Annotated in this window: 29 protein-coding genes; 7 read left to right on the top strand and 22 right to left on the bottom strand. The window is 45.0% G+C overall.

Features of this window, described 5'->3' with window-relative positions; genetic code table 11:
• Nucleotides 1-50 precede the first annotated feature (50 nt).
• Nucleotides 51-836 (bottom strand): SDR family oxidoreductase, encoded by a 786-nt coding sequence (locus HWX64_RS04385; RefSeq protein ID WP_175987608.1) that lies wholly within the window; start codon nucleotides 834-836, stop codon nucleotides 51-53.
• Nucleotides 837-1091: 255 nt separating this feature from the next.
• Here HWX64_RS04385 and HWX64_RS04380 point away from each other — a divergent pair, with 255 nt between their 5' ends.
• Nucleotides 1092-2297, top strand: a complete 1206-nt coding sequence (locus tag HWX64_RS04380; protein WP_175987607.1) for an IS4 family transposase — start codon at nucleotides 1092-1094, stop codon at nucleotides 2295-2297.
• Between the two features lie 159 nt (nucleotides 2298-2456).
• Here HWX64_RS04380 and HWX64_RS04375 read toward each other — a convergent pair whose 3' ends face one another.
• The gene (locus tag HWX64_RS04375) at nucleotides 2457-3932 is read right to left on the bottom strand and encodes a YdiU family protein (protein WP_175987605.1); all 1476 of its coding nucleotides are present in this window, start codon (nucleotides 3930-3932) and stop codon (nucleotides 2457-2459) included.
• 230 nt (nucleotides 3933-4162) lie between these two features.
• Here HWX64_RS04375 and HWX64_RS04370 point away from each other — a divergent pair, with 230 nt between their 5' ends.
• A complete protein-coding gene (locus HWX64_RS04370; protein ID WP_175987603.1) occupies nucleotides 4163-4669 on the top strand; it encodes a GNAT family N-acetyltransferase in 507 nt (168 codons plus the stop codon).
• Nucleotides 4670-4747: 78 nt separating this feature from the next.
• Here HWX64_RS04370 and htpX read toward each other — a convergent pair whose 3' ends face one another.
• On the bottom strand, nucleotides 4748-5629 hold the full coding sequence (gene htpX / locus HWX64_RS04365) for a protease HtpX (RefSeq protein WP_175987601.1): 882 nt from the start codon (nucleotides 5627-5629) through the stop codon (nucleotides 4748-4750).
• A gap of 166 nt (nucleotides 5630-5795) precedes the next feature.
• Between htpX and HWX64_RS04360 the strand changes: the two genes are divergently transcribed.
• Nucleotides 5796-6530, top strand: a complete 735-nt coding sequence (locus HWX64_RS04360; protein ID WP_254871036.1) for a DUF1836 domain-containing protein — start codon at nucleotides 5796-5798, stop codon at nucleotides 6528-6530.
• A 150-nt stretch (nucleotides 6531-6680) separates the two neighbouring features.
• Here the strand turns inward: HWX64_RS04360 and HWX64_RS04355 are convergent, their stop codons facing one another.
• The 8 genes from HWX64_RS04355 to HWX64_RS04320 all read right to left on the bottom strand — a co-directional run bounded on the left by HWX64_RS04355 (nucleotide 6681) and on the right by HWX64_RS04320 (nucleotide 10985).
• Nucleotides 6681-7406, bottom strand: a complete 726-nt coding sequence (locus HWX64_RS04355; RefSeq protein WP_175987599.1) for a hypothetical protein — start codon at nucleotides 7404-7406, stop codon at nucleotides 6681-6683.
• A complete protein-coding gene (locus HWX64_RS04350; RefSeq protein WP_175987597.1) occupies nucleotides 7403-8146 on the bottom strand; it encodes a hypothetical protein in 744 nt (247 codons plus the stop codon). The genes HWX64_RS04355 and HWX64_RS04350 overlap by 4 nt, the downstream gene beginning before the upstream one ends.
• Nucleotides 8127-9029: an ABC transporter ATP-binding protein gene (locus HWX64_RS04345; protein ID WP_175987595.1), complete on the bottom strand. Its 903-nt coding sequence runs from the start codon at nucleotides 9027-9029 to the stop codon at nucleotides 8127-8129. Before HWX64_RS04345 ends, HWX64_RS04350 begins: the two co-directional genes overlap by 20 nt.
• The gene (locus HWX64_RS04340; protein ID WP_175987593.1) at nucleotides 9026-9412 is read right to left on the bottom strand and encodes a GntR family transcriptional regulator; all 387 of its coding nucleotides are present in this window, start codon (nucleotides 9410-9412) and stop codon (nucleotides 9026-9028) included. The genes HWX64_RS04345 and HWX64_RS04340 overlap by 4 nt, the downstream gene beginning before the upstream one ends.
• A 196-nt stretch (nucleotides 9413-9608) precedes the next feature.
• Nucleotides 9609-9779: a hypothetical protein gene (locus tag HWX64_RS04335; protein ID WP_175986304.1), complete on the bottom strand. Its 171-nt coding sequence runs from the start codon at nucleotides 9777-9779 to the stop codon at nucleotides 9609-9611.
• A 31-nt stretch (nucleotides 9780-9810) separates the two neighbouring features.
• Entirely contained in the window at nucleotides 9811-10017 is a 207-nt protein-coding gene (locus HWX64_RS04330; protein WP_175987591.1) for a hypothetical protein, read from the bottom strand.
• Nucleotides 10018-10116: 99 nt separating this feature from the next.
• Nucleotides 10117-10608, bottom strand: coding sequence for a hypothetical protein (locus tag HWX64_RS04325; protein ID WP_175987589.1), 492 nt, complete (start codon nucleotides 10606-10608; stop codon nucleotides 10117-10119).
• A complete protein-coding gene (locus HWX64_RS04320) occupies nucleotides 10605-10985 on the bottom strand; it encodes a hypothetical protein (RefSeq protein WP_254871035.1) in 381 nt (126 codons plus the stop codon). The genes HWX64_RS04325 and HWX64_RS04320 overlap by 4 nt, the downstream gene beginning before the upstream one ends.
• Nucleotides 10986-11245: 260 nt before the next feature.
• On the opposite strand from HWX64_RS04320, the gene HWX64_RS22065 reads away from it, so the two are divergent.
• Entirely contained in the window at nucleotides 11246-11368 is a 123-nt protein-coding gene (locus HWX64_RS22065; protein ID WP_303049458.1) for a hypothetical protein, read from the top strand.
• A 93-nt stretch (nucleotides 11369-11461) separates the two neighbouring features.
• On the opposite strand, the gene HWX64_RS04315 is transcribed toward HWX64_RS22065, so the two are convergent.
• Nucleotides 11462-13141, bottom strand: a complete 1680-nt coding sequence (locus HWX64_RS04315) for an alpha-glucosidase (protein ID WP_175987587.1) — start codon at nucleotides 13139-13141, stop codon at nucleotides 11462-11464.
• 264 nt (nucleotides 13142-13405) lie between these two features.
• Here HWX64_RS04315 and HWX64_RS04310 point away from each other — a divergent pair, with 264 nt between their 5' ends.
• From HWX64_RS04310 to HWX64_RS04300, 3 genes are all read left to right on the top strand, one after another.
• The gene (locus tag HWX64_RS04310) at nucleotides 13406-14290 is read left to right on the top strand and encodes an NAD(P)-dependent oxidoreductase (protein ID WP_175987585.1); all 885 of its coding nucleotides are present in this window, start codon (nucleotides 13406-13408) and stop codon (nucleotides 14288-14290) included.
• Between the two features lie 80 nt (nucleotides 14291-14370).
• Nucleotides 14371-14880, top strand: coding sequence for a 2'-5' RNA ligase family protein (locus HWX64_RS04305; protein WP_175987584.1), 510 nt, complete (start codon nucleotides 14371-14373; stop codon nucleotides 14878-14880).
• Nucleotides 14881-14988: 108 nt separating this feature from the next.
• Nucleotides 14989-16008: a DUF3231 family protein gene (locus tag HWX64_RS04300; protein ID WP_175987582.1), complete on the top strand. Its 1020-nt coding sequence runs from the start codon at nucleotides 14989-14991 to the stop codon at nucleotides 16006-16008.
• Nucleotides 16009-16081: 73 nt separating this feature from the next.
• Here HWX64_RS04300 and HWX64_RS04295 read toward each other — a convergent pair whose 3' ends face one another.
• The 10 genes from HWX64_RS04295 to HWX64_RS04250 form a co-directional block, all read right to left on the bottom strand.
• Nucleotides 16082-16657 carry a DUF4256 domain-containing protein gene (locus HWX64_RS04295; RefSeq protein ID WP_175987580.1) on the bottom strand — a complete coding sequence of 192 codons (576 nt, stop codon included), beginning with the start codon at nucleotides 16655-16657 and terminating at the stop codon, nucleotides 16082-16084.
• 104 nt (nucleotides 16658-16761) lie between these two features.
• Entirely contained in the window at nucleotides 16762-17655 is an 894-nt protein-coding gene (locus HWX64_RS04290) for a hypothetical protein (RefSeq protein WP_175987578.1), read from the bottom strand.
• 224 nt (nucleotides 17656-17879) lie between these two features.
• Nucleotides 17880-19025, bottom strand: a complete 1146-nt coding sequence (locus tag HWX64_RS04285; protein ID WP_175987576.1) for a glycosyltransferase family 1 protein — start codon at nucleotides 19023-19025, stop codon at nucleotides 17880-17882.
• 48 nt (nucleotides 19026-19073) lie between these two features.
• A complete protein-coding gene (locus HWX64_RS04280) occupies nucleotides 19074-19592 on the bottom strand; it encodes a phosphatase PAP2 family protein (RefSeq protein ID WP_175987574.1) in 519 nt (172 codons plus the stop codon).
• 239 nt (nucleotides 19593-19831) lie between these two features.
• Nucleotides 19832-21487 (bottom strand): FAD-binding dehydrogenase, encoded by a 1656-nt coding sequence (locus tag HWX64_RS04275; RefSeq protein WP_175987573.1) that lies wholly within the window; start codon nucleotides 21485-21487, stop codon nucleotides 19832-19834.
• 194 nt (nucleotides 21488-21681) lie between these two features.
• Nucleotides 21682-22083, bottom strand: coding sequence for a VOC family protein (locus HWX64_RS04270; RefSeq protein WP_175987571.1), 402 nt, complete (start codon nucleotides 22081-22083; stop codon nucleotides 21682-21684).
• Between the two features lie 41 nt (nucleotides 22084-22124).
• Entirely contained in the window at nucleotides 22125-22436 is a 312-nt protein-coding gene (locus tag HWX64_RS04265; protein WP_175987569.1) for a hypothetical protein, read from the bottom strand.
• An 18-nt stretch (nucleotides 22437-22454) separates the two neighbouring features.
• Nucleotides 22455-23351 (bottom strand): alpha/beta fold hydrolase, encoded by an 897-nt coding sequence (locus HWX64_RS04260; RefSeq protein ID WP_175987567.1) that lies wholly within the window; start codon nucleotides 23349-23351, stop codon nucleotides 22455-22457.
• 278 nt (nucleotides 23352-23629) lie between these two features.
• A complete protein-coding gene (locus HWX64_RS04255; RefSeq protein WP_175987565.1) occupies nucleotides 23630-24385 on the bottom strand; it encodes a bifunctional UDP-sugar hydrolase/5'-nucleotidase in 756 nt (251 codons plus the stop codon).
• Nucleotides 24382-25209 (bottom strand): metallophosphoesterase, encoded by an 828-nt coding sequence (locus HWX64_RS04250; protein ID WP_175987563.1) that lies wholly within the window; start codon nucleotides 25207-25209, stop codon nucleotides 24382-24384. Before HWX64_RS04250 ends, HWX64_RS04255 begins: the two co-directional genes overlap by 4 nt.
• Between the last annotated feature and the right edge of the window lie 195 nt (nucleotides 25210-25404).

Below are 25404 nucleotides of genomic sequence, written 5' to 3'. Positions count from 1 at the left end.
GACAAAACCCCTGTCCCAGCCTATTTAATGTGGTCTATCACGTTATCAGGTTAAATCTTCATCTCCCAGCGTTCCTTCTGTGTTTCCTTCAGCTGTTTCTCCGTTTCTTCAGGATAAACGGTCCGGAATTTATGGTTCTCTGCCGGAATGATTTCAATCATCTTTTTAATCATATCCTCAGGATCGAACTGATCTTTCAGCCCTTCCTGCTGCTTTTCGATGTCTTCTCTGCGGGTGAAATTCTTTTCATCATCGAACCACTTCCAGATTTCCTCTCCGCTTCGTTTGTTGAAGCCTGTCTCAAAGGCTCCCGGGTTGATGGTTGCCACTTTCACCCCGAATTCTTCAAGTTCTGACTTCATCGTTTGGGCGATCCCTTCGACTGCATGCTTTGTTGCTGTATACGGGCCGACATAAGGCGTCGCTGAAATCCCCGCCATCGAGCTCATGAAGATGATTTTCCCGCTTCCCTTCTCAACCAGTTTCTTTGCCGCTATCTGTGCAGTTTCCAGCGTCCCGAATACATTCACCTCAAAAAGGGCGCGGAACCGGTCCATCGGCACTTCCGCCAAAGGTCCGCCTTCATTGATCGCCGCATTCGCCACAAACACATCGAAATCATATTTTGCGATTTGTTCCTGATCGCGCGGATTGGTGATGTCGAGCTTGAATACTTCCATCTCCAGCCCTTTATCTTCCGCTTCCCGCATGAGATCTGTCTTCTGTGAAGTGAGTTCCGTCGTCGCGATCACCCGGTGTCCTTCCTTTGCCAATCCGAGCGCTGCGCCTCTTCCAAGTCCGCTCCCTGCACCTGTGATAAAAATCGTCTTAGCCATTTCATACTCCTCCTGTCAACTTGCTTCTAGTCTCTTTCTTCCCTTCACTTGAAATATGAAACATAATGAAAGACCCGTCCCTCGAACTGGTAACGCGTTAACGTGTCGAGGGACGGGCCCACTAGCGTTGCACGACTTCAAAAATATGTAAAATAACGCAAAATGGTAAAATTTCTTTACAAAAACAAAAAAAGCCCTAATGTAGAAGATAGTGACCTAAACGTTCCCTAATCTTCTACAAAAGGAGCTCACGCAATGAGTAAAAGTATAGGTCAAAGAATGTTAATTTGTCAATGTTTATCCCAACTTCCTACGGAAGATTTACAATGTCCTCTTCTTGATTATGGAAAGAAGCTGACTACAAAAGCCCTATTAAGGATAGGTGTGGCTGCGCACCTGGATCAGATGAGTTCGTATTCTCATATTGAAGAAAAGATCCGAGCGTATACCGATCTAATGAAACTATTGAATGTCAACGGGATTAGTGGCTCTCAAATAAGCCGGCGGATCAACGATCTTTCTACCGAGGTAGTACAAAGTGTTTTTATCAAAGTAATGGCTAAAGTTCGTCACTACACTCGGAAGCAAAACGGTATTTCGAATGCGATTGGACGTTTGAACATCGTGGATTCTACAGAATTTCGGTTACCTGAAAACATGTGTGACTGGGCCTTTATTTCAAAGGGCCATAATGCTGTTAAAATGCATACACGATTGGTTGTCACTTCCAAAAATACAGTGTTTCCAGATAAAATCGTCCCTTCAACGGGTAATGTGACAGACTTTGAAAGCTCAGATGTCATCATTGAAGAGGCTAACGCTACCTATGTCATGGATAGAGGGTATGGATCGAAGAAAAACTTGATGGACTGGTTGGACAAAGAAATTGATTTTGTTGCCCGTATTGGAAAGAACTTAGTTCTTTACACATTGGAAGAACGAGAACCAACTCACTCGTCTGTTCTAAAAGACGAGACCGTTAATTTTGGTATTTCAAATGAACCCGTTCGCTACATTGAGTTTGTCGATGAAAAGAATCAAGTATATCGGATTTTGACCACTCGCTTTGATTTAACGGATGTGGAAATCCTCGAAATCTACAAAAACCGATGGTTGATTGAACTCTTCTTCAAATGGATAAAGGGTCATCTCAAGATGAAAAAGATATGGAGTACCAAACCGCAAGGTATCTGGAATCACATGTTTCTAGCACTAATCGCATACGGGCTATCACTGTTAATCAAGCTTCAACTGAACTCAACGAAGACGGCATGGAACTTCTTTCGAGTCTTACAGATTTATTTATTCCAACCGGCAGACAGAATCTTGAATGAGTTAAACCGAAGGAAGAAACCATCCAAAGGAAGGCAGAAAGTGCAAAAACCTCTGGGGAAAAAGAATCTGTTTTTTGGTGATACTGGGATTGTGATGGTGAAAGAAAAGAAAACGAAGAAGAAATAACAATGGCACATTATACATATGTAAAAAAAAGGGAACAAGGTTGAGTTAACACCTTACTTCCCTTTTTTAATTTAGAAACTCAAAATAGATGTAAAATAATTGAATATATTCAATTTAATTACTTTCGTGCAACGCTAGTGGGACGGGCCTTTATCATTATCATGTGCCGCAGAACGTTCGGTATGGCCGTTCTGAAGGCGGAGCCGGTGCGCAGTATTTTTCCTGCTCTGGAGAATGCTCATAGGGATTGGAGAGAACCTTAAGCAAGCCCTCCATAACCGTGAGATCTCCCCTTTCCACCGCCGCTTCCAGTGCTTCTTCTACCCGGTGGTTGCGGGGGATGACTGCCGGGTTGCTGTTCTTCATCAATTCCTGGACATCTTTGTTGGAATTTTGCTGTCGATCAAGCCTTTCCTCCCAGCGATTTTTCCACTGAGCAAATTCTTCTGAGGCAAATAAAGCTGAATCTTCCTGCTGGTTAAAAGTCAAGGAGCGGAATGTGTTGGTATAGTCGGCCTCATGTTCATGCATCATGCCAAGAAGTTCTTCTATTAAAGCCTTATCTTCTTCCTCTTCATTGAAAATTCCAAGTTTTGCCCGCATGCCTTTCAGCCAGTTGGAATGATACAACTTAGGAAACTCCGAAATGGCATCCTGGGCGAGTTGAAGGGATTTCTCATCCTCATCATGCAGCAGCGGGAGCAGTGTTTCTGCGAATCGGGCCAAGTTCCAGCCGGCGATCGGCGGCTGATTTCCATACGCATATCGTCCCTGCCGGTCAATGGAACTGAATACCGTCGCCGGGTCAAATGTGTCCATGAACGCACATGGACCGTAGTCAATCGTTTCCCCGCTGATTGTCATATTGTCGGTGTTCATCACACCGTGGATGAATCCGGCATGCTGCCATTTGGCAATGAGTGCAGCCTGCCGCTTGATCACTCCCTGCAAAAATGCGAGGTAGCGGTTCTCTGTTCGGGCCGCTTCCGGATAATGGCGCTCGATTGCATAATCAGCCAAGGCACGGAGATCATCAAGAGAGCTGAATTTTGAAGCATATTGAAACGTACCCACGCGCAGGTGGCTTGCCGCCACCCGCGATAGGATGGCTCCCGTCTGCTCGGTTTCACGGATGATCGACTCCCCTGTCGTCACGACCGCCAGACTTCTCGTCGTCGGGATCCCAAGGGCATGCATCGCTTCACTGATGATATACTCGCGGAGCATCGGCCCTAGCCCGGCGCGGCCATCGCCTCCACGTGAATAAGGCGTCCGTCCAGATCCCTTCAATTGGATATCGACCCTTTCGCCTGAAGGTGTGATCTGCTCACCAAGCAGGATCGCCCGTCCGTCGCCGAGCATGGTGAAATGCCCAAATTGATGACCTGCATATGCTTGTGCCAAAGGCTCGGCACCCTCCGGAGGCTCGTTGCCTGCGAAGACCTCCACCCCGGATCCGGTTTGAAGGATTTTTGCGTCGAGTCCCAATGAATCAACCAGCGAACCGTTAAGGATGACCAGCTCCGGAGAACGCACGGGAGACGGCATCTGTTTTTTAAAAAATGACTGCGGAAGTTCCGCATAGCTATTGTCAAAATTCCAGCCGGCTTCCGTTTGATTTTTTTCCTGCATCATCATATCCCCTTCTTTACTTTTGACTTTTATCGTAAGGCCAAATCAAATGCCATTATGTTATCTAATCTATCCCCATACTAACATAAGTGATCTCACGTTATAGTCTCCACTGCCTGGGGAGTGTTATACTTCGAGAAAGAATGGTTCACGCAATTTTACGCTGCAAAGGACTGTCTTTAATGCTAGAAATGATTTACTATATCGATAGAAAAAGCAAACGAGGTGGCTCTATGAAAGTTATTGAAACAGACCGGCTCACTCTCCGCTGGGCGGAGGAAGAGGATGCCGGGTTCATTTATGCATTGCTGAATGAGCCTGGATGGATGAAGTATATAGGTGACAAAGGGATCCATTCTCTCGAAGATGCAGTGACCTATATTCTAAAAGGCCCGCGTGCTATGTATGAGAAGGAAGGATTCGGCCTATTCTTGACCGAATTGAAGGAAAATCATACTCCGATCGGGTTGTGCGGATTGATCAAACGGGAAGGGCTTGAAGATGTAGACATCGGTTTTGCGTTCCTCTCTGATCATCAATCACAGGGATATGCATATGAGGCAGCAAGCGGCACACTGGAGTTTGCGAAGGAGCACGGATTAAAGCGGATTGTGGCGATTACGACAAAGGATAACCACTCATCTTCCAAACTTCTTGAAAAGCTCGGGATGAAGCATGAAGGGTATGTGATCCTGCCCAATGACACAGAGGAATTAAAGAAATACACAATGACATTGTAATACTTATTTGTCCGGCAAAATGAAATGCCCGTCCCAGACTGCTTTAACGTGTTCACGCAGTGAGGGACGGGCTTTTCATTATTTAGCTTGTAGTCTGTTTATGCGGTCATCAAGGTCCGGGTGAGTCGAGAACATGGCTGATTTTCTGCGGCCGTTGATTTTCAACGTGGAGATGGCTGTATCATCCTCGCCTCTCATACGCGCTGAATAGTCTTTCAGCATACGCAGGGCATGGACCATTTTATCCTTCCCGGCAAGATCCGCTCCGCCGCGGTCTGCATGGAACTCCCTGTGACGGGAGTACGCGAATACCACCAAGCTTCCAAGGATAGAGAAGACGATTTGGAAAAGGATAACGGCAATGAAATGAACGATCGGTGCCATTTCTTCTTTTACAAAACGTGAGGCAATCCACGCGGCAATACGTGAAAGGAACACAACGAATGTATTGACAACACCCTGCAGAAGCGTCATGGTCACCATGTCGCCGTTCGCCACGTGGGCAACCTCATGGGCGATGACACCTTCCACGGCATCGTCGTCCATCTCGCGGAGGAGTCCGGTTGATACGGCAACGAGGGAACGCTTCTTCGATGGTCCTGTTGCGAAAGCATTCACTTCCGGCGAGTCATAGATTCCAACCTCCGGCATATGCATAAGTCCGGCAGCTCTTGATAGACGGTGGACTTTCTCGACAATCCCCTGTTCTGCTGAGGACAGCGGTCCGTTCGGATCAAGCACACGGACATTCATCATTTTTTTGGCCATCCAGCGCGACAACGCCAGTGAAATGAAAGATCCGGAGAAACCGATGATGGCACTGAAGATCAACAGTGCCCCGAAATCTATCCCACCCGCCTCATTAATATAATTTCCGGCTCCAGTCACCGAAAAAATGATGGAGATGGTGAGCAGGACCAGGATGTTGGTCAAAAGGAAATAAAAAATACGTTTACCCATCTATCTGTTCACTCCTAATTTTTGAGTTCATATGAACTTGTATTTGAACCTATTATAAAACTTTTCCTGGTAGACTTCAATGTATTTTTACTGGGGGTGGAATTGACGGGGCTGAGGTGAAGTCTTACTATTAAGGAAGAATATACAGAACGAAGGGGGTTGGATTGTGGAACGGTTTACTTTGTCACGAAAGGAAATGGCTGATTTGCTGCATTCATTGAACGGCCAGCACGTCAACACCCCTATCCAGATATTGAAGAATGCCTGGTCCTTTAAGAATCAAGAGGATATAGTCAATCTGCTTTCATCAGGCGTCCCTTCCATCTTCGAGAAGATCATCAAACATACAAAAAGTGAAATCGGATTCTCAATCAATGAAATCGTGTCCCTCGGCAATCAGATCGAATATACCCATCTCTCGCCGAGTGCGGTTCAGAACTGGGTGAAACGGGATATCAAGGAACTGGTGGGAAGACCCCAAATCGGGAAGAAATACAATGTAGACCAGGCAACCATGCTCTTGATTGTCGAGGATTTAAAGTCATCACTTGACTTTGAGTCCATCCGGAAGATCCTGACGCTTATCTTCAATAATCCTGAAGACCGGTCAGATGACATCATCCATCCCATCGACCTTTATTCAGCCTATGCATCCGTCTTTGAAAAACTCCATCACCGTCCGGTTCCTCATGTCGACGGTGACGGGCCCATGAACGAATGGATCGAACAATTCATCCATGCTGAATGCCGGAATATCCTGCCAATGTTCAAACATTTGAATGAAGGTCAAGTGATCTCGGTGATGAACGTGCTTATTGTCTCTTCCTTAAGCGCCCAGGCCGCTTACTATCAATCAGCCGCCAAACAATACGTCTATGCGGCCCTGTTCCTGCAAGAATAGTTCCTTCCAAAATAAAGGCCCGTCCCAGACTGCTTTAAAGCGTTAATGCAGTCTGGGACGGGCCTTCGTTTTAGTACGGCATGTTTCATAGCAGCTGGACGCTCTATTTTAAGCCTTTAGCTGCGTCTCTCGTTTTTGGGATTCCATTGACTATTCAGCTCTGACATAGTTGGTGTGGCCGTCGATTTCCACGTCGTTAGGCACTTTCAGCAGGATGAAATCCTGGCCGAATCCCATGCTCGGACGTTCTCCGAAATACCAGTTTTTCTCTCCGGAAAATTGTTGAAAAGGAAAGCCTGACGAAAACTTGGTCATATTCACGTAAACCATTTCGGGAGCTTTGATAGAAAGAATCTTCCCGCTCAACTCCAATATCGGGGATGATTTTTTGTCGGTCATATCCATCCCATCGATGAATATGTTCCCTGTGAAGTGTACGGCTTCGATGACACCATCATCACTTACCTTCTTTTCCACAAAGACCATCACGGTGGACGCCTCTTCATCTAAATGGGTAATGTCCAACTTTGGCTGGTCATACGGAAATGACCAGCTTTTTTTCTCTGTATAGACACCATCAATACCAACACTTTCAAGTGTTCCTGAATGAGCGGCATCCAACACTCTCATTTGCTCACTCTCAATCCTTTTCATTTCTACAGCTGAAACTGTTTTAAGCCCTTCCCCATTATCAGGAAGCACACTGGATGAAACAATGGCAGCCACAAGCAGGACGAGTGTGTAGCCGCCGATCACCCACCTGGTCTTCTTTGAGCCGACCCTTTTTCTGCGGCTCGCCTTGACCATGAATGTCCCTACTCCCGCTACAAGAGCGAGAATGATAAAGATAGGCAAAAACATCAACAACATACTCATTTTCTTACCTCCATTCGGTTTGAAACTCCCATGCTTCCCAGAAGTAAAAGGAACGACACTCCCAGGATTTTAATAAGAAAGATAATGAAGGAGGTTTCCGACCCAAAGAATGTTCCTGCGTTCACAAGTAAAGTCGGATTCCCGGTCAACCCGTCAAGGATCAACGCTCCAACAAACATAACCGGCAAAAGGAGGGAGAAAATCTTGTTAAATTGGACCAACATCCCTACAAAATAACCTGCGCTTGCAAAGAGAAAAATGTACAGGATCGATGCTGCTGTACCGGTCACTAATCCCATCCCTGTCAAAGAATCAACCATGATTGTAGATTGATCTTTCACCATGTAGGTGATCCATTTGAACAGATGGGTGGACAGATACACCGTGACACCCGCAAATACACTTGCCGAAAAGAGAAACAGCATATTGGAGTAATGACTGATCCTCCGGTTCGTCACAAAAGCATAATCATCGTATCGGTAAGCTTTCGTCGTAATGATGATTGCCGAAATGAATGCCCAGAGCATCATGAAAACCTGGATGATATCACTTGTAAAATAATGAACTTCATAATCAAGGGTCCCCGATGATCCGCCGCTCATCCCGGTCCCGTTAAACGAGAAGAAAACGGCGAGAAGCTGGATGACAACCAGAGAAGTAAATACGCCAAAATAGGATTTCAGTTTGTAGCGGTATTGTTTTTTCACGACATCCCAAGCTTTAACTTCTGCTAAATACATCGTCGATCCCCCCTTTTGATTGACTGGTCAAGTAACTGCATATATCTTCAGCCGATACAGGCGTCAACTCAAGTCCTGAAGCTTTGGCATCCTCGAGTTCTTCACAGAAACGGTCATTTTTTATGACGGCATAGGTCATCCCTGCCCCCATATCCTGCACATGAATGGGGTCGATATCTCCCAGCCATTTCGTAACAGATCCCGTCTTCCCCCGGACACCGATGGCATATTCCTTCAGCTTTTCAATCCCCATATGAAGACACTTCTGTCCCGCTTTGATCAGCAACACATCTTCCAAGAGATCTTCCACTTCCCCCAGCAGATGGCTGGACAGAATGATCGTTCTCGGGTGAGCGATATATTCTTTTAGAAGCGCCCGGTAAAAATCTTTCCGAGTGGCTGCGTCCATCCCGCTCGTAGGCTCATCGAAAATCGTAAGCGGGCAGCGGGCGGCAAGGCCGATGATCATATTGAACGTACTCCTCATTCCCTTGGAAAGATTGCCATGATAATGATTAGGATTGAATGAAAAGTATGAAAAGAGGCGGTGAGCAAGTTCGCTGTCCCAATTCGGATAAAAGCTTCCCGCTGTTTCAAGCAATTCAAACAGCGTCAACCCGCTGGAAAAACTCAATTCATTATCGATAAAGATGGTGTTGGCGGATACTTTCAAATTATTAAAGGGACTTTCCGAAAACACACGTATGTCCCCTGAACCATGATGAAGAAAACCCGCGATGATTTTTAACAGTGTCGTTTTTCCCGCTCCGTTCCTTCCAATCAATCCCGTGATCTTATTTTCCGGTAATGTAAAACTCAAATCGTTCAGTGCCTTATGACTGCCATATTGCTTTGATAAACCCTTACACACCACAACGTTCATGACGTTTCCCCCTTTTCCTTCCGGTGCATTTCCCTGATCATGGCGATCAGTTCCTCCTCGTCGACGTTCAATTGAACGGCTTCTTTTGCAAGGTCGGCCACCAACCCGTTAAGCTTCGTATTCTTTCTATTTTTAAGAATGATGTTTCTTGCCTCCGGCGCCACAAACATACCGAGTCCCCGCTTTTTATATAAGATCTGTTCATCCGCAAGCAAATTGATTCCCTTCGCGGCCGTTGCCGGATTGATGTTAAACATCTCTGCCAATTGATACTGTGAATAAACCTTTTGGTCGCACTCAATGTTCCCCCCGAGAATTTCCGTTTCGATCCACTCCGCGACCTGCACATAAATCGGCTTCATACTATCAGGATTTAACACCAATATCCCACCACCTTTTTCACTAACCACATTAGTACATTACTCATGTAATGCACTATATATTACCATTATATGATAAAATTCCATTTTGTCACTAAAAAAGACAATTCCCTCCAAATGAAATTGCTTTTAGGTGGTTTTTTATATAAAAAATAGACACGGTCCCCCGTGTCCTTTTTGAGCCTATGCTTTCAATCGATCAACTTCTGCGATATTTCACAGCCACTCCCACGATCAGTAAAACAATCCCGATCATTCCTCCTGCAAACTGGTCTATGTAGAAATCCCCGTCCCTTACAAGCCGGATCAGGAAGCCGCCCCCAAAGATGACGGTCATGGCCGTGACGAATAAAAAAAGTGATTGTTTCAACTAATCATCTCCCTTATCTAGAAAAAGAGGCTCACTCGCCTCCCCCTCCGCAGCCGCCGTCCCCAGCGCTGAAGCCCCCATCAACTCCACTGCAGTGATCCGAGCTTCCGGTGTCGCCTCCGTAATAAGTCGTTTGACCTCCTCCGCCGGTATACGTCTCTTTAGATGAGTTGGTCACGAGGATCGCGATGAACGTAATGAGAAAGGGTACTAAAATGATAAAGAAAATTCCTGACATTTGAATCACCTCTTACTACTATTTACGGATTCAAAATGGTAAAGTTTCAATTTTTTGTAAAATAAAAAGTCTCCTTCTAAAAAGGAGACTTCATACAAACTATTTAAAAATGATTGAAATGATTTCATCCATGCTCATTCCACTTTCAATCTGGAATGTACCTGGTCTTAATTCATTTTCCAGACCGCGATTTTCCACTTCTTTGTAGAATTTCATGCCGTCATCGATGATCTTTGCTTCTTCCAAGGCATTCCCGATATCGATGCTCGTCATCCCCATCGAAACGTTCAGGATGGTGCGGTAGACAACTCCGGCTTCATTTTTCTTTTCTGATTTCTCTTCGGAGTTTTCTTCCTTACTTTCATTTACGGCTGCGACCTGTTTGTTCCATTCGTCTTTTGTATGTACAACAAAGCCTTTGGATGTCAGCTGTTCAACCATTTCATCTTCTGTAAGTTTCTCGGTTTTAATCGTTTTGGCCGATTTCTCCGTACTCTCGGCTTTAGAAGGACCGAAGAAATAGAAGGCGCCGGTGACAGTCGCTGCAAGTAAAAGGCCTAATGCAAAACTGCGCAGGGAATTCGGTGTCATTGTGCAACCATGCCCCTTTCAGCCTTTCTTGTCATGTAAGGAGTAAGCATGCGCTCCACCTCGGTTGAAGGAAGCTTTTTTTGTGATGCAATGCTTTCAATTGAATATCCGCGTTTATGCATATCAAGCATGTCACGAAGCAAGAGGCGCTCTTCAGAGGAAGCTTCCATTGCCCCTGACTGCTGTGCTGTAATTTCTGCATCTAATTGCATGTTCCGTATCTGTTGTTCGAGTTCGTGGACTTCATTTCGTACTGAAATCGAAACATTCTCCATTTGCTGTTCGAGCTGTGATTTAGATTGTGTCGTTTTAATAAACGATAAAATGAGCAGCACGACGGCTGTACCAAACAAAATGGCGATTACCCATCCCATCATGTGTTCCTCCCTTATGTATGAATCTATCATCCGTACTAATTATACCTTGATATCCAGCAGAATTCGATTTAAAACGACAAAACCCCACGATAGTCCTGTGTTTATGACAGAATATCGGATGCTGTTTGTTACATAGGGGCTATTTGAATATAGACTTTTGCCTGGCGTTACTCGATAAAATGTGCCGAAAAACGAATAAGATTCAGCATTAAATCAAAACTAAGATAGAAAATTAACGAATGAAACGGGAGGAATGGAACATGTCAAAGCCTACTCAACAACAGCAGCATGAAGCAGCGAAGAAGCTTGCTGAAAAGCAGATGAGCGATAAAATTGAAATATCGTCTGTACAAACGGATGGAAACCAAAAGAACCGTAAATAATGGACACACTAGAAGGAACTTGAATGTTTAAGTTCCTTTTAATATTTTCAAAAAAGAAAAAGCACCCCACAAGAGGTACTTTTCCTTAACTACTTATTTCATCAAGTAAACCCGCGCCTCATAAGGACGCAGTTCCACTTCCCGAATGTCTTCGCCAGCATCAACTTGGTAATTGCTGATCAACAATTCACCCTTGCTATCAAACTCAGCCGGCAGTTCGAATACAGGTGTTTCTCCTGAGAAGTTCAGCATGACGATCATCGTCTGTCCTTCATATTGCCTGCTGTACGCATAGATCTGGTGATGGTCCGGCATGATGAGGTCATAGGAGCCGTAGACCATGATCGGGTTTTCTTTGCGGAGTCCGATCAGCTTGCGGTAATAATGGAAGACCGAATCAGGGTCTGCCACGGCTTGTTCCGCGTTGATTTCTTTATAGTTTGGATTCACTTTCAGCCAAGGCTCTCCAGTCGTGAAGCCGCTGTGCTCCGTGTCATCCCACTGGATCGGCGTGCGGGCATTGTCCCGGCCCTTCACATAGATGGATTGCATTACTTTATCATGGTTTTCACCATTTTCTATCACTTTCTCGCGGTACATATTCAGTGTTTCGATGTCTTGATAGTCATCGATGGAATCAAATCTCACGTTCGTCATTCCAAGTTCTTCACCCTGATAAATGTACGGAGTCCCTTTTAGCGTATGAAGGAACGTTGCGAGCATTTTCGCGGATTCGACCCGATACTCTTTGTCGTTTCCGAAACGCGAAACCATGCGCGGCTGGTCGTGATTGTTAAGGTAGAGACTGTTCCAGCCCTCGTGCTCTAGTCCCTTTTGCCATTTCGTAAAACTGTCGCGAAGCGCGCTCATTTTCATTGGACGCAGATCCCATTTGCCTCCTGGTCCGGAATCGAGGTCAACATGTTCGAACTGGAAGACCATGTTCACTTCTTTGCGGTCCTCGGCTGTATAGAGCTTCGCTTCTTCCACGTTCACCCCCGGCATTTCGCCGACCGTCATGACCTCGTAGCCGGAAAGTGCCTTATCATGCATCTCCTGAAGATAGTCATGAATTTTGGGACCGTTCATGTAATAGTCTCCACCCGGGGCATACTTGCGGCCTTCAGGCTTCTCGGCATCAGGCAGCCCGTCCACTTTGGAGATAAAATTGATAACATCCATGCGGAAACCGTCGATCCCTTTATCAAGCCAAAATCTCATCATGTCGTACACTTCTTCACGAAGCTTCGGGTTTTCCCAGTTCAAGTCAGGCTGCTTCTGGCTGAACAGGTGAAGGAAGTACTGGGCCGTTGCCTCATCGTACTTCCAGGCAGACCCGCTGAAGCACGATTCCCAGTTATTCGGCTCGCCGCCGTCTTTCCCGTCTCTCCAGATATAGTAATCCCGGTACGGGTTGTCCTTCGATTTCCTGGACTCGACGAACCACGCATGCTCATCCGAGCTGTGGTTCACGACGAGATCCATGATCAGCTTCAAGCCCCGGTTGTGCATCTCATCAAGGAGACACTCCCAGTCTGCCATCGTCCCGAATTCATCCATGATGCCCCGGTAGTCACTGATATCATAGCCGTTATCGTCATTTGGAGATTGATAGACCGGTGACAGCCAAATCACATCGATTCCGAGCTCCTTCAGATAATCGAGCTTTGAGATGATCCCGTTGATATCGCCAATCCCGTCTCCGTTCGAATCCTTGAAGCTGCGTGGATAAATCTGATAGACAACCGCTTCTTTCCACCATTGCTTAGACATAAAATCGCTCCTTTACGTTGTTGATTCTAGTTGATCCTCAATCATTCTTCAATAAAGGTAGTATACTATGAAACCGGTTGCATTAACAGGCATAAATCCGAAGGCCCGTCCCTCGGTACATTAAAGCGGCACCGCAGCGAGGGACGGGCCTCTGATCTTAGAATTGGCAAGATTTATCCCCTCTTATTCTGTTCCTATTGAACAGGTATTGGTATACTTTTACTAATAGTTTGATATATTCCAATTTAGAAAGTGGGCGTGGAAATGCAGAAGCAGACAATTGGATTCATCGGGACAGGCGTAATGGGAAAAAGCATGGTTCGTAATCTCATGAAAGCGGGATTCGGACTGAACGTGTATACACGTACAAAAGAAAAGGCTGCCGATCTCCTTGAAGAAGGGGCTCGCTGGCAGGATAGTGTTGCAGCGCTGGCCAAGGAATCTGACATCATCATCACGATTGTAGGCTATCCGACTGACGTGGAAGAAGTTTATTTCGGAGAGGCGGGCATTTTGGCGAACGCGAAGCCGGGTTCGTATGTAGTTGACATGACCACCTCTTCCCCTGAACTGGCTGTCAGGATTTCTGAGAAAGCAAAGGAATCGGGAATCCATGCATTCGACGCACCGGTATCCGGCGGCGATGTAGGCGCAAGGAACGCTGCCCTAACCATCATGGTCGGCGGAGAAAAAGAGAACTTCGACGAAATCCTTCCTGCTCTTGAAGCAATGGGGAAAAATATTGTACTGCAAGGCAGCGCCGGTGCCGGTCAGCATACGAAAATGTGCAACCAGATCGCGATTGCTTCCGGGATGCTCGGCGTCTGTGAGGCGATCTTTTATGCTGAAAAAGCAGGACTGGATCCGAAAACCGTGCTGAAAAGCATCGAGGCCGGAGCAGCCGGAAGCTGGTCCCTGTCAAACCTCGGCACACGCATGATCGACGGCAATTTTGAACCAGGGTTTTATGTGAAACATTTTATCAAGGATATGAAAATCGCCATCGAATCAGCAGAAAACATGGGCATCCCTGTTCCAGGACTGAAGCTTGCGAAAGAATTATATGAGCAGCTGAGTCAATCAGGCGGAGAGAACAAAGGGACGCAGGCACTGTATCAGTATTATGAAACCATGAGTAAAGCGGACTAATTTGAAGGCCCGTCCCAGACTGCGTTAACGTATTAACGCGGCGGGGGACGGGCCACGATATTCTATCGAAGGTGATGTACATGAAGAATCGATCGATTTGTATTTTCCCCGAATTTCATAACGTTGAAGAAATTGAAGTGTTGAGAGAGAAATATGATCCCCTGCATTCCTTTATCCCGCCGCATATCACGCTGGTGCATCCATTTAAAAGCAACCTCACACAGCATCAATTGATCGAACATATCAACAGCTGCTTAGTTGGCATCAAACCTTTTGAATTCAGGCTGCAAAATGTAACGGGGGCACCTGACCATTATTTATTTTTGAATGTGAAGAAAGGGAATGATTCTATCATCGAGCTGCGGGACCGGCTGTACAGCGGTATTTTAGAGAAGTACTTAGTAAGGGATTTAAGTTATATGCCCCATCTGACAGTGGGAAAGCTTAGTACTGAGACAGCTTTCCACGAAGCACTTGAAGATGCGGTAAGCCTCCACTCTGTATTCAATGCAAGCATTTATAAAATTGCAGTTGAACAAATTGCTTATGATGGGAACTCGACTATAGAAAGTGAACTTATTTTAGATTGAGGTATTTAGCTCTGGCCACAGATAAATAACTCCATTTTGAATACTATTTCCCGCTTTGAAAATAATAAGGTTAACCCAATTCTAAATAAGGGAAGGAATTCAAAGCGAATGGATGGAAAGAGGATTCAAATTACTTCTTCAGAAATTGCTTCTCTATGGACAGCTTATTTAAATAATAGTATGTCCATTCAGTTTTTAAACTATTTTCTAAACACAGTGGAAGATACAGATGCAAGGTCAATGATTGAAAAGACCCATAACATTTCAGAGAAACTTCTCGTAGAAATAACAGAGGTTTTTCAGCAAGAAAAGATTCCTGTTCCAAGTGGTTTTTCAGATGGTGATGTCAACCTGAAGGCTTCTCGGTTATTTACAGATTCATTTATGATTACATATATAAATCATATGTCTAAAGCCGGGATGCTGGGTTACAGTGGATTTTTATCCATGAGTGCAAGAAAGGATATTAGACATCTTTTCAAAAATGGCCTTCATATGACTGCTGATTTATACGATGAAAGCTCGGAGGCTCTCCTTGAGAAAGGTTTATATATTCGGGCTCCTTATATTGATTATCCTCAGCAAAAGGATTTTGTAGACAGCAAAAAATATTTAAGCGGCCTTAATCCATTTACGAATAAACGACCATTGAATACGGTAGAACTTTCTCATTTATATATGAATATCCAAACCAATTTAATTGGTGCTAAATTATCGATCGCTTTTGCACAATCTTCACCTAGGAAAGAAGTCATTAAACTTATGCTCCAGGGAAAGGATATATCTGAAAAACACGTTAAAATCTTTTCCACCACATTACTTGAGAATAATACTCAACCACCTGTATCTTCAGATGTTTCAATTACAAACTCAACAGCAGAGGTTTTTTCTGATAAGTTAATCATATTTCATCAAGGCTTTTTAACTGCCGCGGGTACCGGTAACTATGCAACAGCTGCTGCTGCAAGTCAACGAAGTGACTTAATCTTGAAATACGAAAGATTATCTCTTGAGGTTGCACAGTATGCCAAAGATATTGCTTATTTAATGATTAAAAATGAATGGCTGGAACAGCCGCCGGGAACGATGGATAAAGTAAAGTTAGCCCGGGAAAAAAAGCAAAACTGAAATGTCCCCTTCTAATGGAAAAAGGCAAGCAGTGAATATGCTTGCCTTTTTTTATGACACACCAGAGGTGTCCTCAAACCATCAGCGAACCGCGGAACCCTCTCGCAGCATAATAGGATTCTGCTCCATTGTGATACACGAAGACGTGGCCGAAACGGAAATCACAGAAAAGGGCTCCTCCAAGTTCCCTGATATCAGCGGGTGTCTGTACCCAGCTCGACGTTTTCTTATCGAAATGTTCAAGTTTTTGCAGAGCTCTATATTGCTCTTCCGTCAACAGTTCAATGCCCATGGAAGCTGCCATATCGATGGCGTTGTTTTCAGGCTTATGTTTTTTTCTTGATTCCAGTGCTTCACGGTCGTAACAGACACTTCTGCGGCCTTTGGGGCTTTCCAGTGAACAATCACAAAACATGTATGCATCCTTCTTTTTATCAAACCCGATCACATCCGGTTCACCGCCGGTTCTTTCCATTTCATTGAGTGACCATAGTTTTTCATCATCAGTCTCCAGCTTAGCCTGGACTTCTTCCCATTCAAGATTTTCATGGCGATTCATGTTTTTCTCAAAACGACCTTTTAGTACTTTGAGTAATTCTTCCTTTTGTTCCTGTGACAGCTCTTTTTTATCGCTGATTTGATTTGTCATGCCAGTTCCCTCCATACTTATTGCTTTATGTATAACACCCTATTTATTTACTTCAAGACCTATACCGCAGAACCCTCCCAACGCCAAAATATCTCTAACCGGAATCAGCTCCCCTGCAACTCGTGAACCTGCTCTTGAAGTTCCTTCACCATCATTATATCCTTTGTCACGATGTCCAAGCCTAAATTAGATATATTTATAGAAGGAACATAACTTTCATACACAGAGATCATCCTTCCCCCACGCAAATAGGTTTCCTTTATGACGAGCCGGAAGATCGTGTCAAAATCCTCTTTAAATTCTTCAGAAATGGAAACAGCCAAAGCCTCGGCATACGCCGTATCCGGTCTGATTGTCACCCCAACCACTGCAGCTGGCTGTCCCTCGCTTTCCATTACAAAAGAAAAATCAAAGTCCACGGATCCATAATATTCTTTCATCATCTCAAGCTGTTGCTGGGATGCCTGTCCATCATTTTCTGTTACCGTTCTCCATTTCTCAAAATTAAATCCTTCTTCGATCCGCCATGACCAATTCGTTCGTGGGGAAAATAAAGTCTGTTCTTTAGAAAGGGCTGCCCCTAAAATAGGTGATGCACTGGTAACTTCAAATCCTTTTGATTGAAAATAACCGATTTGATCTGTCCATTGTTCTCTGAAACGTTGAGCGAACATTTCCGCACCAAATTCCTCACTGGAGGCAAAATCAAAAACGCGATGAAATAAATCGTCCTGGATCATTTTCCAGCATTCTTTCACCCATGGATACCCGAGTGAGACAAACTTACTTGAGCCAGTAAAACTCATGTATCCTACCAGTTCCTCCCCATCAAAAGCGAAGCATCTTGATTTGGGATGAAAATGGTCCCCTTCCTTGAATAGAGTAGGTGATCTTGTGCTTTTCCAAGCATAAGGCAGGCTTGCAGTAGCTTGTTTCCAAAAATCATATTGTAAGTCCATATCCTGTTCATCTTGATAGAAGCGATAGTGTATTGTCACTCTTTCCCCTCCCCTGATAAAAAATTTCTATATGTAATGATTAAATCCTTTAAATTCTTAGATTTCTTTTATAAGTACCTGGTTCATATAGAATAACATGAAAAATATTCCTATTTGCATAAAAATAACCTAATGAACACTCTCGTCATCAGGTACAAGTAAAATATATTAAACCTTCTTTATTCTTTACCACATTAACGCATCGAGGGACGGGCCTTTATCCATTACAATGATGATACTCTCTTCTCTTCAACTTCTTCAATCGTAAGGGATTGCACTTCCCTGTATTCAAACTCGAGTTTCTTGAAAATGGTGTCCCAGGAGAGTTGTTCTGCTTTCCATCTGGCTTGCCGGCTCATGAATTTATGCAACTCTCCATTTCCTGTAATTACTTCAATCGCTTCTAAGAAGGATTCGTATTGATGGGCTTTCGCTATCCATCCGTCTTTCCCATCTTCCACTATGGCGGTCACTCCGCCTTTGTCTGCGACGACGGCCGGAAGTCCAGAAGCAAATGCCTCTAATACGACGTTGCCGAATGTTTCGGATGCGGACGGGAAGACGAAGAGATCGGAGGAAGCATAGACTTCTGCCAGTGCCTCTCCGTTCAGATAACCGGTAAACGTCACGTCTTCTGCTTTCAACTCCCTCTCCATTTCTTTTTTCAAGGGGCCGTCACCGACAATGACCCATTGGACTGCATTTTTGACAGCAAAAGGCAGGAACTTGATGATTTTCGTTAATGTCTCCAGGTCCTTTTCAGGCGCCAGTCTTCCTACGTATAACAAGGTGAATTTTTCATTGAGTTCCTTCGTTCGTTTACTTGGAGAAAAAGTCTCACAGTCCACTCCCCTGCTCCATATGGACAGGTGCTGGAACCCTTTTGATTCAAGGTGTTTTTTTGTATCGATAGAAGGAACGAAAATTCTGCGGGCGGTGGAATGAAACCACTTCATATACTTCCAAAGAAGCGGGGACAACCAGGTCATCCTGTAATAATCCAGGTAAAAATCAAAATGTGTATGATAGGAGGCGACAAGTGGGATATTCATTTTCTTAGCACAACGGACACCGATCAGCCCCATCGTCAACGGTGTGGTCACATGGATAAGGTCGGGAGAGAATTCTTTCAGCTGCCTTTCAATCGCATGGGGATTGGCAATGGCCGTCCTGCACTCCGGATAAAAGAGAAAAGGGAAACTTGTGAACGAATGGACGTTGGGATACTGTCCTTTCCCCTCCTCGGTTTCAGGCACGAATACCTTATATTCGATGCCTCTCTTTTCAAAATAGTCCGTCAGCCTTTTCAAGGTCTTTGCGACCCCATTTACCTGAGGGTGGTACGTATCGGAAAACAAAGCGATTCTCATTTTGGACCCTCCCTTATCTTGATTCCGCTTTTTCTCTATTGACACCTATTACATAAAGGAAACCAAAAACGTTATACCCAAAGCCAGGAGTGCCCCCGCCATCACATCGGAAGGATAGTGCACGCCAAGCACGACCCTCGAATAAGCAACCAGTACACTGATGGGAAACAACATCACAATGGCCCCGGGAAAATGGAGCATAAACGGAATCGTTATGGAAAAAATGGCCGTAGAGTGACCTGAAGGAAATGAGTGATCCTCAAATGGATGACCGTGAAGCATCACATCAGGCAGCGAAAGATATGGCCGGATCCTTTTCACTGACCGTTTGATGAAATGCATGACGAAGTGACTGACACTCAAAACGAGGAATGCTTGAATGACGGCAGGTCTGATGGAAGGATAGAAACTGCCGAGAAGAGCCAATGCGAGAATGGAAAGGACGGAGATTCTGGCACCTCCCAAGTGAGTGATCATCCCAAAGAAGGAACGGTACAATTTACTTCCGTTTATCTTGTAAAAGAGCTGCTGATCCATTTTATGAAGTCCTGTAAACATTCGATCCATTGATATCACCCCTTTAAATAGTCACCTTCATTATAATTCCGGATTGTTGTGCCTCTTATAAGGAGTGGTAAAAAAGTGTAAATTTCTTTGGTGCTAATTGTAAAGGAGTGACTAGAATTTACAGTTTCAATTTATTCTCATTTCAAAAGAAAAAAGCCAACATTAATTTAAGTTGGCTAATCAACGTGTGATTACTGGCTTTAATTAAAGGAGAAGAAAAAGGCCCCCTGTCAAACGATTCACTTAACCTCCTTACTTATCGCCCTGCCAGCCACCCTGCCGCTGAACAGGCATCCGCCCACAAAGGTTCCTTCCAGTGCCCGGTACCCATGCAGACCGCCTCCGCCAAATCCTGATGCTTCACCTGCAGCATAAAGACCCGGTATTGCTTCACCTGCTGAATCGAGGACCCTCCCGCTTAGATCCGTCTGCAGTCCGCCCAGTGTTTTGCGGCTGACAATATTTAGACGGACGGCAATGAGCGGCCCGTTTTTCGGATCAAGGATCTTATGTGGCGGAGCGACCCGAATCAATTTGTCTCCAATGTAATGGCGTGCACCACGCATGGCGGTGATTTGAAGGTCCTTCGTAAACTTGTTGTCTATTTCACGGTCCCTTGCTTCTATTTGCCTCTTAACCTCTGAAAAATCCAACAGGTTATCTCCCGTTAATTTGTTCATTCTATTAACCAGGTCTTCCAACCCATCCGAAATGATGAAGTCTTCCCCTTTATCCATAAAGGCCTGCACAGGTCCGGATGCTCCCGGGAGAGCCCGGCCAAGGACTTTGCGGATGCTTTTCCCGGTGAGGTCGGGGTTTTGCTCGGAACCTGAAAGGGCGAATTCCTTTTCAATGATTTTCTGGGTCAGGATAAACCATGAATAGTCATAGCCGGATTTCTGAATGGCCTCAAGTGTTCCTAATGTATCAAATCCAGGAAAGTTCGGGGATTGGAACCTCTTCCCTTTCGCGTCAAGCCATATGGAAGAAGGACCTGGCAGGATCCTGATGCCGTGGTTGCTCCACACAGGGTTCCAATTATGTATGCCTTCCGTGTAATGCCACATCCGGTCCCGGTTTACAATCCTGCCGCCTGCATCTTCCGTAATGGCAAGCATTCGCCCGTCTACGTGAGCCGGGACGCCTGAGATCATATTCTCTGGCGGCAGCCCCAGCCTGCTCGGCCAATTTTTCCTGATCAGATCGTGGTTCGCCCCAATGCCGCCGCTCGACACCAGTACCGCTTGAGCAGAATACTTGAAGCTTCCGATCACGTCCCGATTACTGTCTTCCCCCCTTTGTGCCGTACTCGGGGCAAGAACCGCTCCTGCCACTCCGGTAACAGCTCCGTTTTGGCTGATCAACTGGTCCACCCGATACCGCGGAAAATAGGTGACCAGCCCTTTCTTCATATGCTCCCGGATTTTCCTTTCAAAAGGTTCGACAATGCCAGGCCCCGTTCCCCATACAATATGGAACCTTGGCACCGAATTGCCGTGGCCGTCCGCCAGATGGCCTCCCCTTTCCGCCCATCCGACAACCGGAAAGAACCGGATGCCCATCGCATGCAGCCAGGCACGCTTCTCACCAGCTGCAAAGTCCACGTAGGCTTCAGCCCATTTCCGTGCCCAATAATCTTCATCTGAACCTCTGTCGAAGCCGGCTGTCCCGAGCCAATCCTGCCAGGCCAGCTCCTTTGAATCTCTTATTCCGAGCCTTCTCTGTTCAAGTGAATCCACCAGAAATAATCCTCCGAATGACCACCAGGCCTGTCCTCCAAGTGAAGCTTCCGGTTCTTGATCGAGCAGGAGTACTTTTTTGCCTGCATTAGCTATTTCTGCAGTTGCAGTAAGTCCTGCAATTCCGGCACCAACAACGATTACATCATAATCCATTTCATCCCACTCTTCTTTCTCACTTTCCCCATTTAAAACAAGGGCTGCGTCAATTAGTTACAGTATAAACCCGGCTTTTGAAAGGGGTCAATAAATTGTTTGAAAATTTATACAATAATACCGAAGGCCCGTCCCAGACTGCTTAAAGATTTAAAGCAGTCTGGGACGGGCCTTCACGTGTGTCTTTTTTGGATTTATAAAGGTGGTGCAACAAATTCTACTTTTATTCGATCCGGATCTTCAAAGAACACAGCATAATAATCTTCACCGCCTGCAAGTGGATGCAGATGTTCGTAAAGGATGGTTATTCCCTTCTCCTTTAACTTTTCGGTCATCTCATCCACCCGCGCACGGGAAGCAGCATGAAAAGCCAAGTGGTTCAAACCGGTCCTGCATCTGTGATAAGGTTCATCCAAATACCTTTCTTCCGTCTGGACAAACACGAGGTACGTGTCCCCTAGCTTCCAGCTTTCCCCTTTATCCCACTTTTGATAGGAATGGTAGCCCAATTCTTTTAAGAACCAGCCCCAGAATTCTGTTGACTTTTTTATGTCGGATACATAGATTTCTACGTGGTGAAGCAGTCCTTCGGGCAATGTTCAGTCTCCTTTCCGAGCTGATAAATTTTCATGGTTCTTCAACTGGCCGCTCTGTTTCGATAAACAAATAATGTAATCATATTTAATAGAATGGTAACGACGAGAAGGGCTGCTGAAGCAAAAGCTACGGCGAACATCGTATCCAATAAGGCGGCCCAATCCTCTACCGTTACCTTGTGGAAGGTATATAGAATTTGAAAAAACAGTGACGTGCTGCAGGCACCAATGCTAATAATGGATAAGACCACCCAATTATTTTTTAGTTTTTTATCTCTCGTCAGATTCACAAGGGGGAGTATCCAAGCAATTAGTCCAAGTACGAGACTTCCAACATTAAGTAAGCTAAACATTCTCCAATTCTCCTTTTTTTAAGTTAGTTTTGCTCTCAAAAATTCATTTATTCTCTTAACAAAACCTTCTTTTTCCTCCAGGTCAGGAAAGTGAGCACTCTTCTCGAATAATACCAGACTGCTATTTCTTAAGTTTTTATGGATGATCTTTGAAATGGGCAGCCCCGTGTTCCGATCAAATACACCTGTAATGATTAATGTGCGATGATGTATTTCCTCCAGCCGGAAGATTAATGGAATCTTGGAGGGGTTATTTTGAAGGGATTTCATCATTAAACCTGTGTTCGTCAATTCACTCTCTTGCCACATCACCCTGTTTTTCCTCGCAGCCTCCTGGTTCTCAAACAATAGTAGATCCACAGTACTGGAATCGACCAGACACCATACCCTATTATACAGGGCATCAATCGATAATCCTTCTTGTTGAAGCTTTGAAATTTGACGATAAAGATGTTTATCCGCTACTGTCAGAAAACCTGTTATTTGAATCATTTTCTGAATATCTGTGTCTATTAAACTCGGCGCCGATAGGATCAACTGATTGATTTCATCAGGGAGGGCATACGCTATTTCAAGTGCTAACTCTCCCCCGAATGAATATCCGAGAAGATCAACTTTTTCTGCTCCTAACCATTTTTTCAATTCTACAAAGTCTTGAATGAGCAACTTTATTGTATAATCATTTTCCGATTCAGGCATTTCAGTTCTGCCGCACCCACGCTGTTCATAGTACACAATTGTCCTTGTCTTGGATAATGAATGTCCAGCTGTTCTTTCGAATACATAATGATTTCCACCCGGCCCTCCATGAATGATGACGATTGGAGTCGTCTCGTTTTCACTGCCTTCGATTTTCACCCAATGATTGATTCCATTTAATTGAACGGTAAACTCTCCATTTGTGAGACCCATCATGACAACTCCTTTTATTTGGATCAGTGTATTAATCCAGCAGGTGGATAAGGGTTTTAAGAGGTTTTGAGTGCCTGAAAGGCTCAATGAAGTATGGGTTCTCCTCAATTCCTATCTTTCAAGATAATTCTAGATAATTTTACCATATATACTCAAATACTTATCAATTTTTTTGAATATTGACATCCTCTTAGCCGCGTTTAGATCATTAACACAAAAAAGATGCCAAATCAGATTGGACACCTTTCTTCTATCCCAGTTTGCTTTTATACAAGAAACCTTTACTGCACCTTGATTCTTCCCATTCCAGGCGGCCCTACGCTTCCGCCCGATTCAATGATATAGGTAATGAATGAATCCAATGTCGGCGGGCCTTCTACCGGGTCCGTTCCTTTTTTAAAAGCTGTAAACCCGTCTCCACCGGTTGCAAGGTAATTGGTCAGGGCAACGGTGTATGTCTGCTCCGGCTGTATGGCGGTCCCTTTTGCATCGGTCATTTCTACGACTTTTTGGCCTGCAGGAGCGTCTTTATCCCAGGTGTAGTGCAGTCCGGATGTCTGCATGACCGTTTGGAAATTCCCTGTCCATTGCTGTTCGAGTGCTTCTTTCAGCTCGGCTCCTGTCAGGGATACTTTGACCAGGTTGGTGCCGAACGGAAGCATGGTGTACAGTTCTCCCCAGGTAAGTTCGCCTTCATCCAGGTTCGCGCGGATTGCCCCCTGATTCATGAAGGCGATGTCTGTGCCCATGTTCTGCCGGTGTGAATCAGCGATGAGATTCCCGATTGCGCGCTCTCCGCTATCGGTCTTTTCCTTCGTGATGGGAGCTTCTGCCTGCCCCATCTCTTGGCCCAGCATCATTTTTTTGTCTGCGGAGTAAGCATCGACCATCACTTTGATCTGTCTATCGGGCTCGATTCCATCATGATAAGTAGAGATGATGTCAGCTTGTTTGTTGACGATTTCCTTCGTCTCCCGATCGATGAAGAGATCGACGTCTGAAAAGGCGGTTCCGTACGAATAAGATTGAATGATCATTTTCCCGTCCACTGATGTGTTGGCAAAGCCGTGATTATGGCCGCCAAAGATGATATCGACTTCATCTCGATGCGGGGGGCAAATTCTGCGACGTCCTGAGCAGGATTTGATCCGTCTGTGTTCGAAGAGGAGGAAACATGCCCGAGGACGACGATGGACTGAACCCCTTTTGCCTTCAATTCTTTTACGCTTCGATTGATGGCAGTCACTTCATCCGTGAATTCCACGCCTTCAATCCCGCTTGGAAGCACGATATCCCTCGTTTCGGTTGTGACAACCCCGATAAACCCGATGGGAATGCCATCGACTTCTTTGATCAAATAGGGAGGTAAAATGGATTTCCCTGTCTTTTTATCAATCACATTGGCAGCTGTGTATGGAAAAGCCGTACCTTCAAATTGGGCAGTTTTCTCATGCTTGCCGCCGTCTAGGAGCCTGAACATCTCCTCCGTTCCTTCATCGAACTCATGATTTCCCAATGTCCCGATGTCGAACCCGACCCTGTTCATCCACTCGACTGCAGGTTCATCCTGCATCAGCGATGACACGGGTGAGCTTGCACCGACCATGTCACCGGCATGGACCAATAAGGTATTTTCGTTTTCTTCACGGTACTTTTTTAAATAGGCAGCCAAATACTCAGCGCCGCCGACCTGCTTTCCACCCCTTGTTCGAACCGTTTCCAGCTGTCCATGAAAATCATTGACTCCCAGAAGTTGCACAGAAATATACTCTCCAGGGTCGGTGGAAGATGAAGCAAATGATGACCCAATGAAGTAAATCCCTACCACGATCGCTGCCAGCATCAATTTCTTTACAGACATGGAAAACCTCCCTGTGCTTTTGTCACCTTCAAGGTAGCACACGATTTTTGAGTGATTTTTAATAGGAGATTATTGTTTTGTAAAGATATTGAAGAAACCCTATCTTTTTTCCTATGAAATTTCTGTCTGCCACATATGTTCTCCATGTTTTTGTTAAAAATGGTGTTTATTACAAGTTATTGTGGTAAAATTCGA

The sequence above is a fragment of the Bacillus sp. Marseille-Q1617 genome, from assembly GCF_903645295.1.
In the GTDB taxonomy this organism is placed as follows: Bacteria; Bacillota; Bacilli; order Bacillales; family Bacillaceae_B; genus Rossellomorea.
Note: the sequence above shows the minus strand (reverse complement) of the source record. Positions and strands in the feature narration are given on the sequence as shown.

Bases quoted from the DNA above. Each gene is read 5' to 3' on its own strand.
- HWX64_RS04300 (WP_175987582.1), top strand. From the start codon at position 14,989: ATGGATGGAAAGAGGATTCAAATTACTTCTTCAGAAATTGCTTCTCTA.
- HWX64_RS04345 (WP_175987595.1), bottom strand. From the start codon at position 9,029: ATGAACGTTGTGGTGTGTAAGGGTTTATCAAAGCAATATGGCAGTCAT.
- HWX64_RS04355 (WP_175987599.1), bottom strand. From the start codon at position 7,406: ATGAGTATGTTGTTGATGTTTTTGCCTATCTTTATCATTCTCGCTCTT.
- HWX64_RS04385 (WP_175987608.1), bottom strand. From the start codon at position 836: ATGGCTAAGACGATTTTTATCACAGGTGCAGGGAGCGGACTTGGAAGA.
- HWX64_RS04260 (WP_175987567.1), bottom strand. From the start codon at position 23,351: ATGATGGGTCTCACAAATGGAGAGTTTACCGTTCAATTAAATGGAATC.
- HWX64_RS04255 (WP_175987565.1), bottom strand. From the start codon at position 24,385: ATGATCATTCAATCTTATTCGTACGGAACCGCCTTTTCAGACGTCGAT.
- HWX64_RS04325 (WP_175987589.1), bottom strand. From the start codon at position 10,608: ATGACACCGAATTCCCTGCGCAGTTTTGCATTAGGCCTTTTACTTGCA.
- HWX64_RS04330 (WP_175987591.1), bottom strand. From the start codon at position 10,017: ATGTCAGGAATTTTCTTTATCATTTTAGTACCCTTTCTCATTACGTTC.
- HWX64_RS04305 (WP_175987584.1), top strand. From the start codon at position 14,371: ATGAAGAATCGATCGATTTGTATTTTCCCCGAATTTCATAACGTTGAA.
- HWX64_RS04250 (WP_175987563.1), bottom strand. From the start codon at position 25,209: ATGTCTGTAAAGAAATTGATGCTGGCAGCGATCGTGGTAGGGATTTAC.
- HWX64_RS04315 (WP_175987587.1), bottom strand. From the start codon at position 13,141: ATGTCTAAGCAATGGTGGAAAGAAGCGGTTGTCTATCAGATTTATCCA.
- HWX64_RS04380 (WP_175987607.1), top strand. From the start codon at position 1,092: ATGAGTAAAAGTATAGGTCAAAGAATGTTAATTTGTCAATGTTTATCC.
- HWX64_RS04310 (WP_175987585.1), top strand. From the start codon at position 13,406: ATGCAGAAGCAGACAATTGGATTCATCGGGACAGGCGTAATGGGAAAA.
- HWX64_RS22065 (WP_303049458.1), top strand. From the start codon at position 11,246: ATGTCAAAGCCTACTCAACAACAGCAGCATGAAGCAGCGAAGAAGCTT.
- HWX64_RS04280 (WP_175987574.1), bottom strand. From the start codon at position 19,592: ATGGATCGAATGTTTACAGGACTTCATAAAATGGATCAGCAGCTCTTT.
- HWX64_RS04285 (WP_175987576.1), bottom strand. From the start codon at position 19,025: ATGAGAATCGCTTTGTTTTCCGATACGTACCACCCTCAGGTAAATGGG.
- HWX64_RS04295 (WP_175987580.1), bottom strand. From the start codon at position 16,657: ATGACAAATCAAATCAGCGATAAAAAAGAGCTGTCACAGGAACAAAAG.
- htpX (WP_175987601.1), bottom strand. From the start codon at position 5,629: ATGGGTAAACGTATTTTTTATTTCCTTTTGACCAACATCCTGGTCCTG.
- HWX64_RS04265 (WP_175987569.1), bottom strand. From the start codon at position 22,436: ATGTTTAGCTTACTTAATGTTGGAAGTCTCGTACTTGGACTAATTGCT.
- HWX64_RS04320 (WP_254871035.1), bottom strand. From the start codon at position 10,985: ATGATGGGATGGGTAATCGCCATTTTGTTTGGTACAGCCGTCGTGCTG.
- HWX64_RS04350 (WP_175987597.1), bottom strand. From the start codon at position 8,146: ATGTATTTAGCAGAAGTTAAAGCTTGGGATGTCGTGAAAAAACAATAC.
- HWX64_RS04275 (WP_175987573.1), bottom strand. From the start codon at position 21,487: ATGGATTATGATGTAATCGTTGTTGGTGCCGGAATTGCAGGACTTACT.
- HWX64_RS04370 (WP_175987603.1), top strand. From the start codon at position 4,163: ATGAAAGTTATTGAAACAGACCGGCTCACTCTCCGCTGGGCGGAGGAA.
- HWX64_RS04375 (WP_175987605.1), bottom strand. From the start codon at position 3,932: ATGATGCAGGAAAAAAATCAAACGGAAGCCGGCTGGAATTTTGACAAT.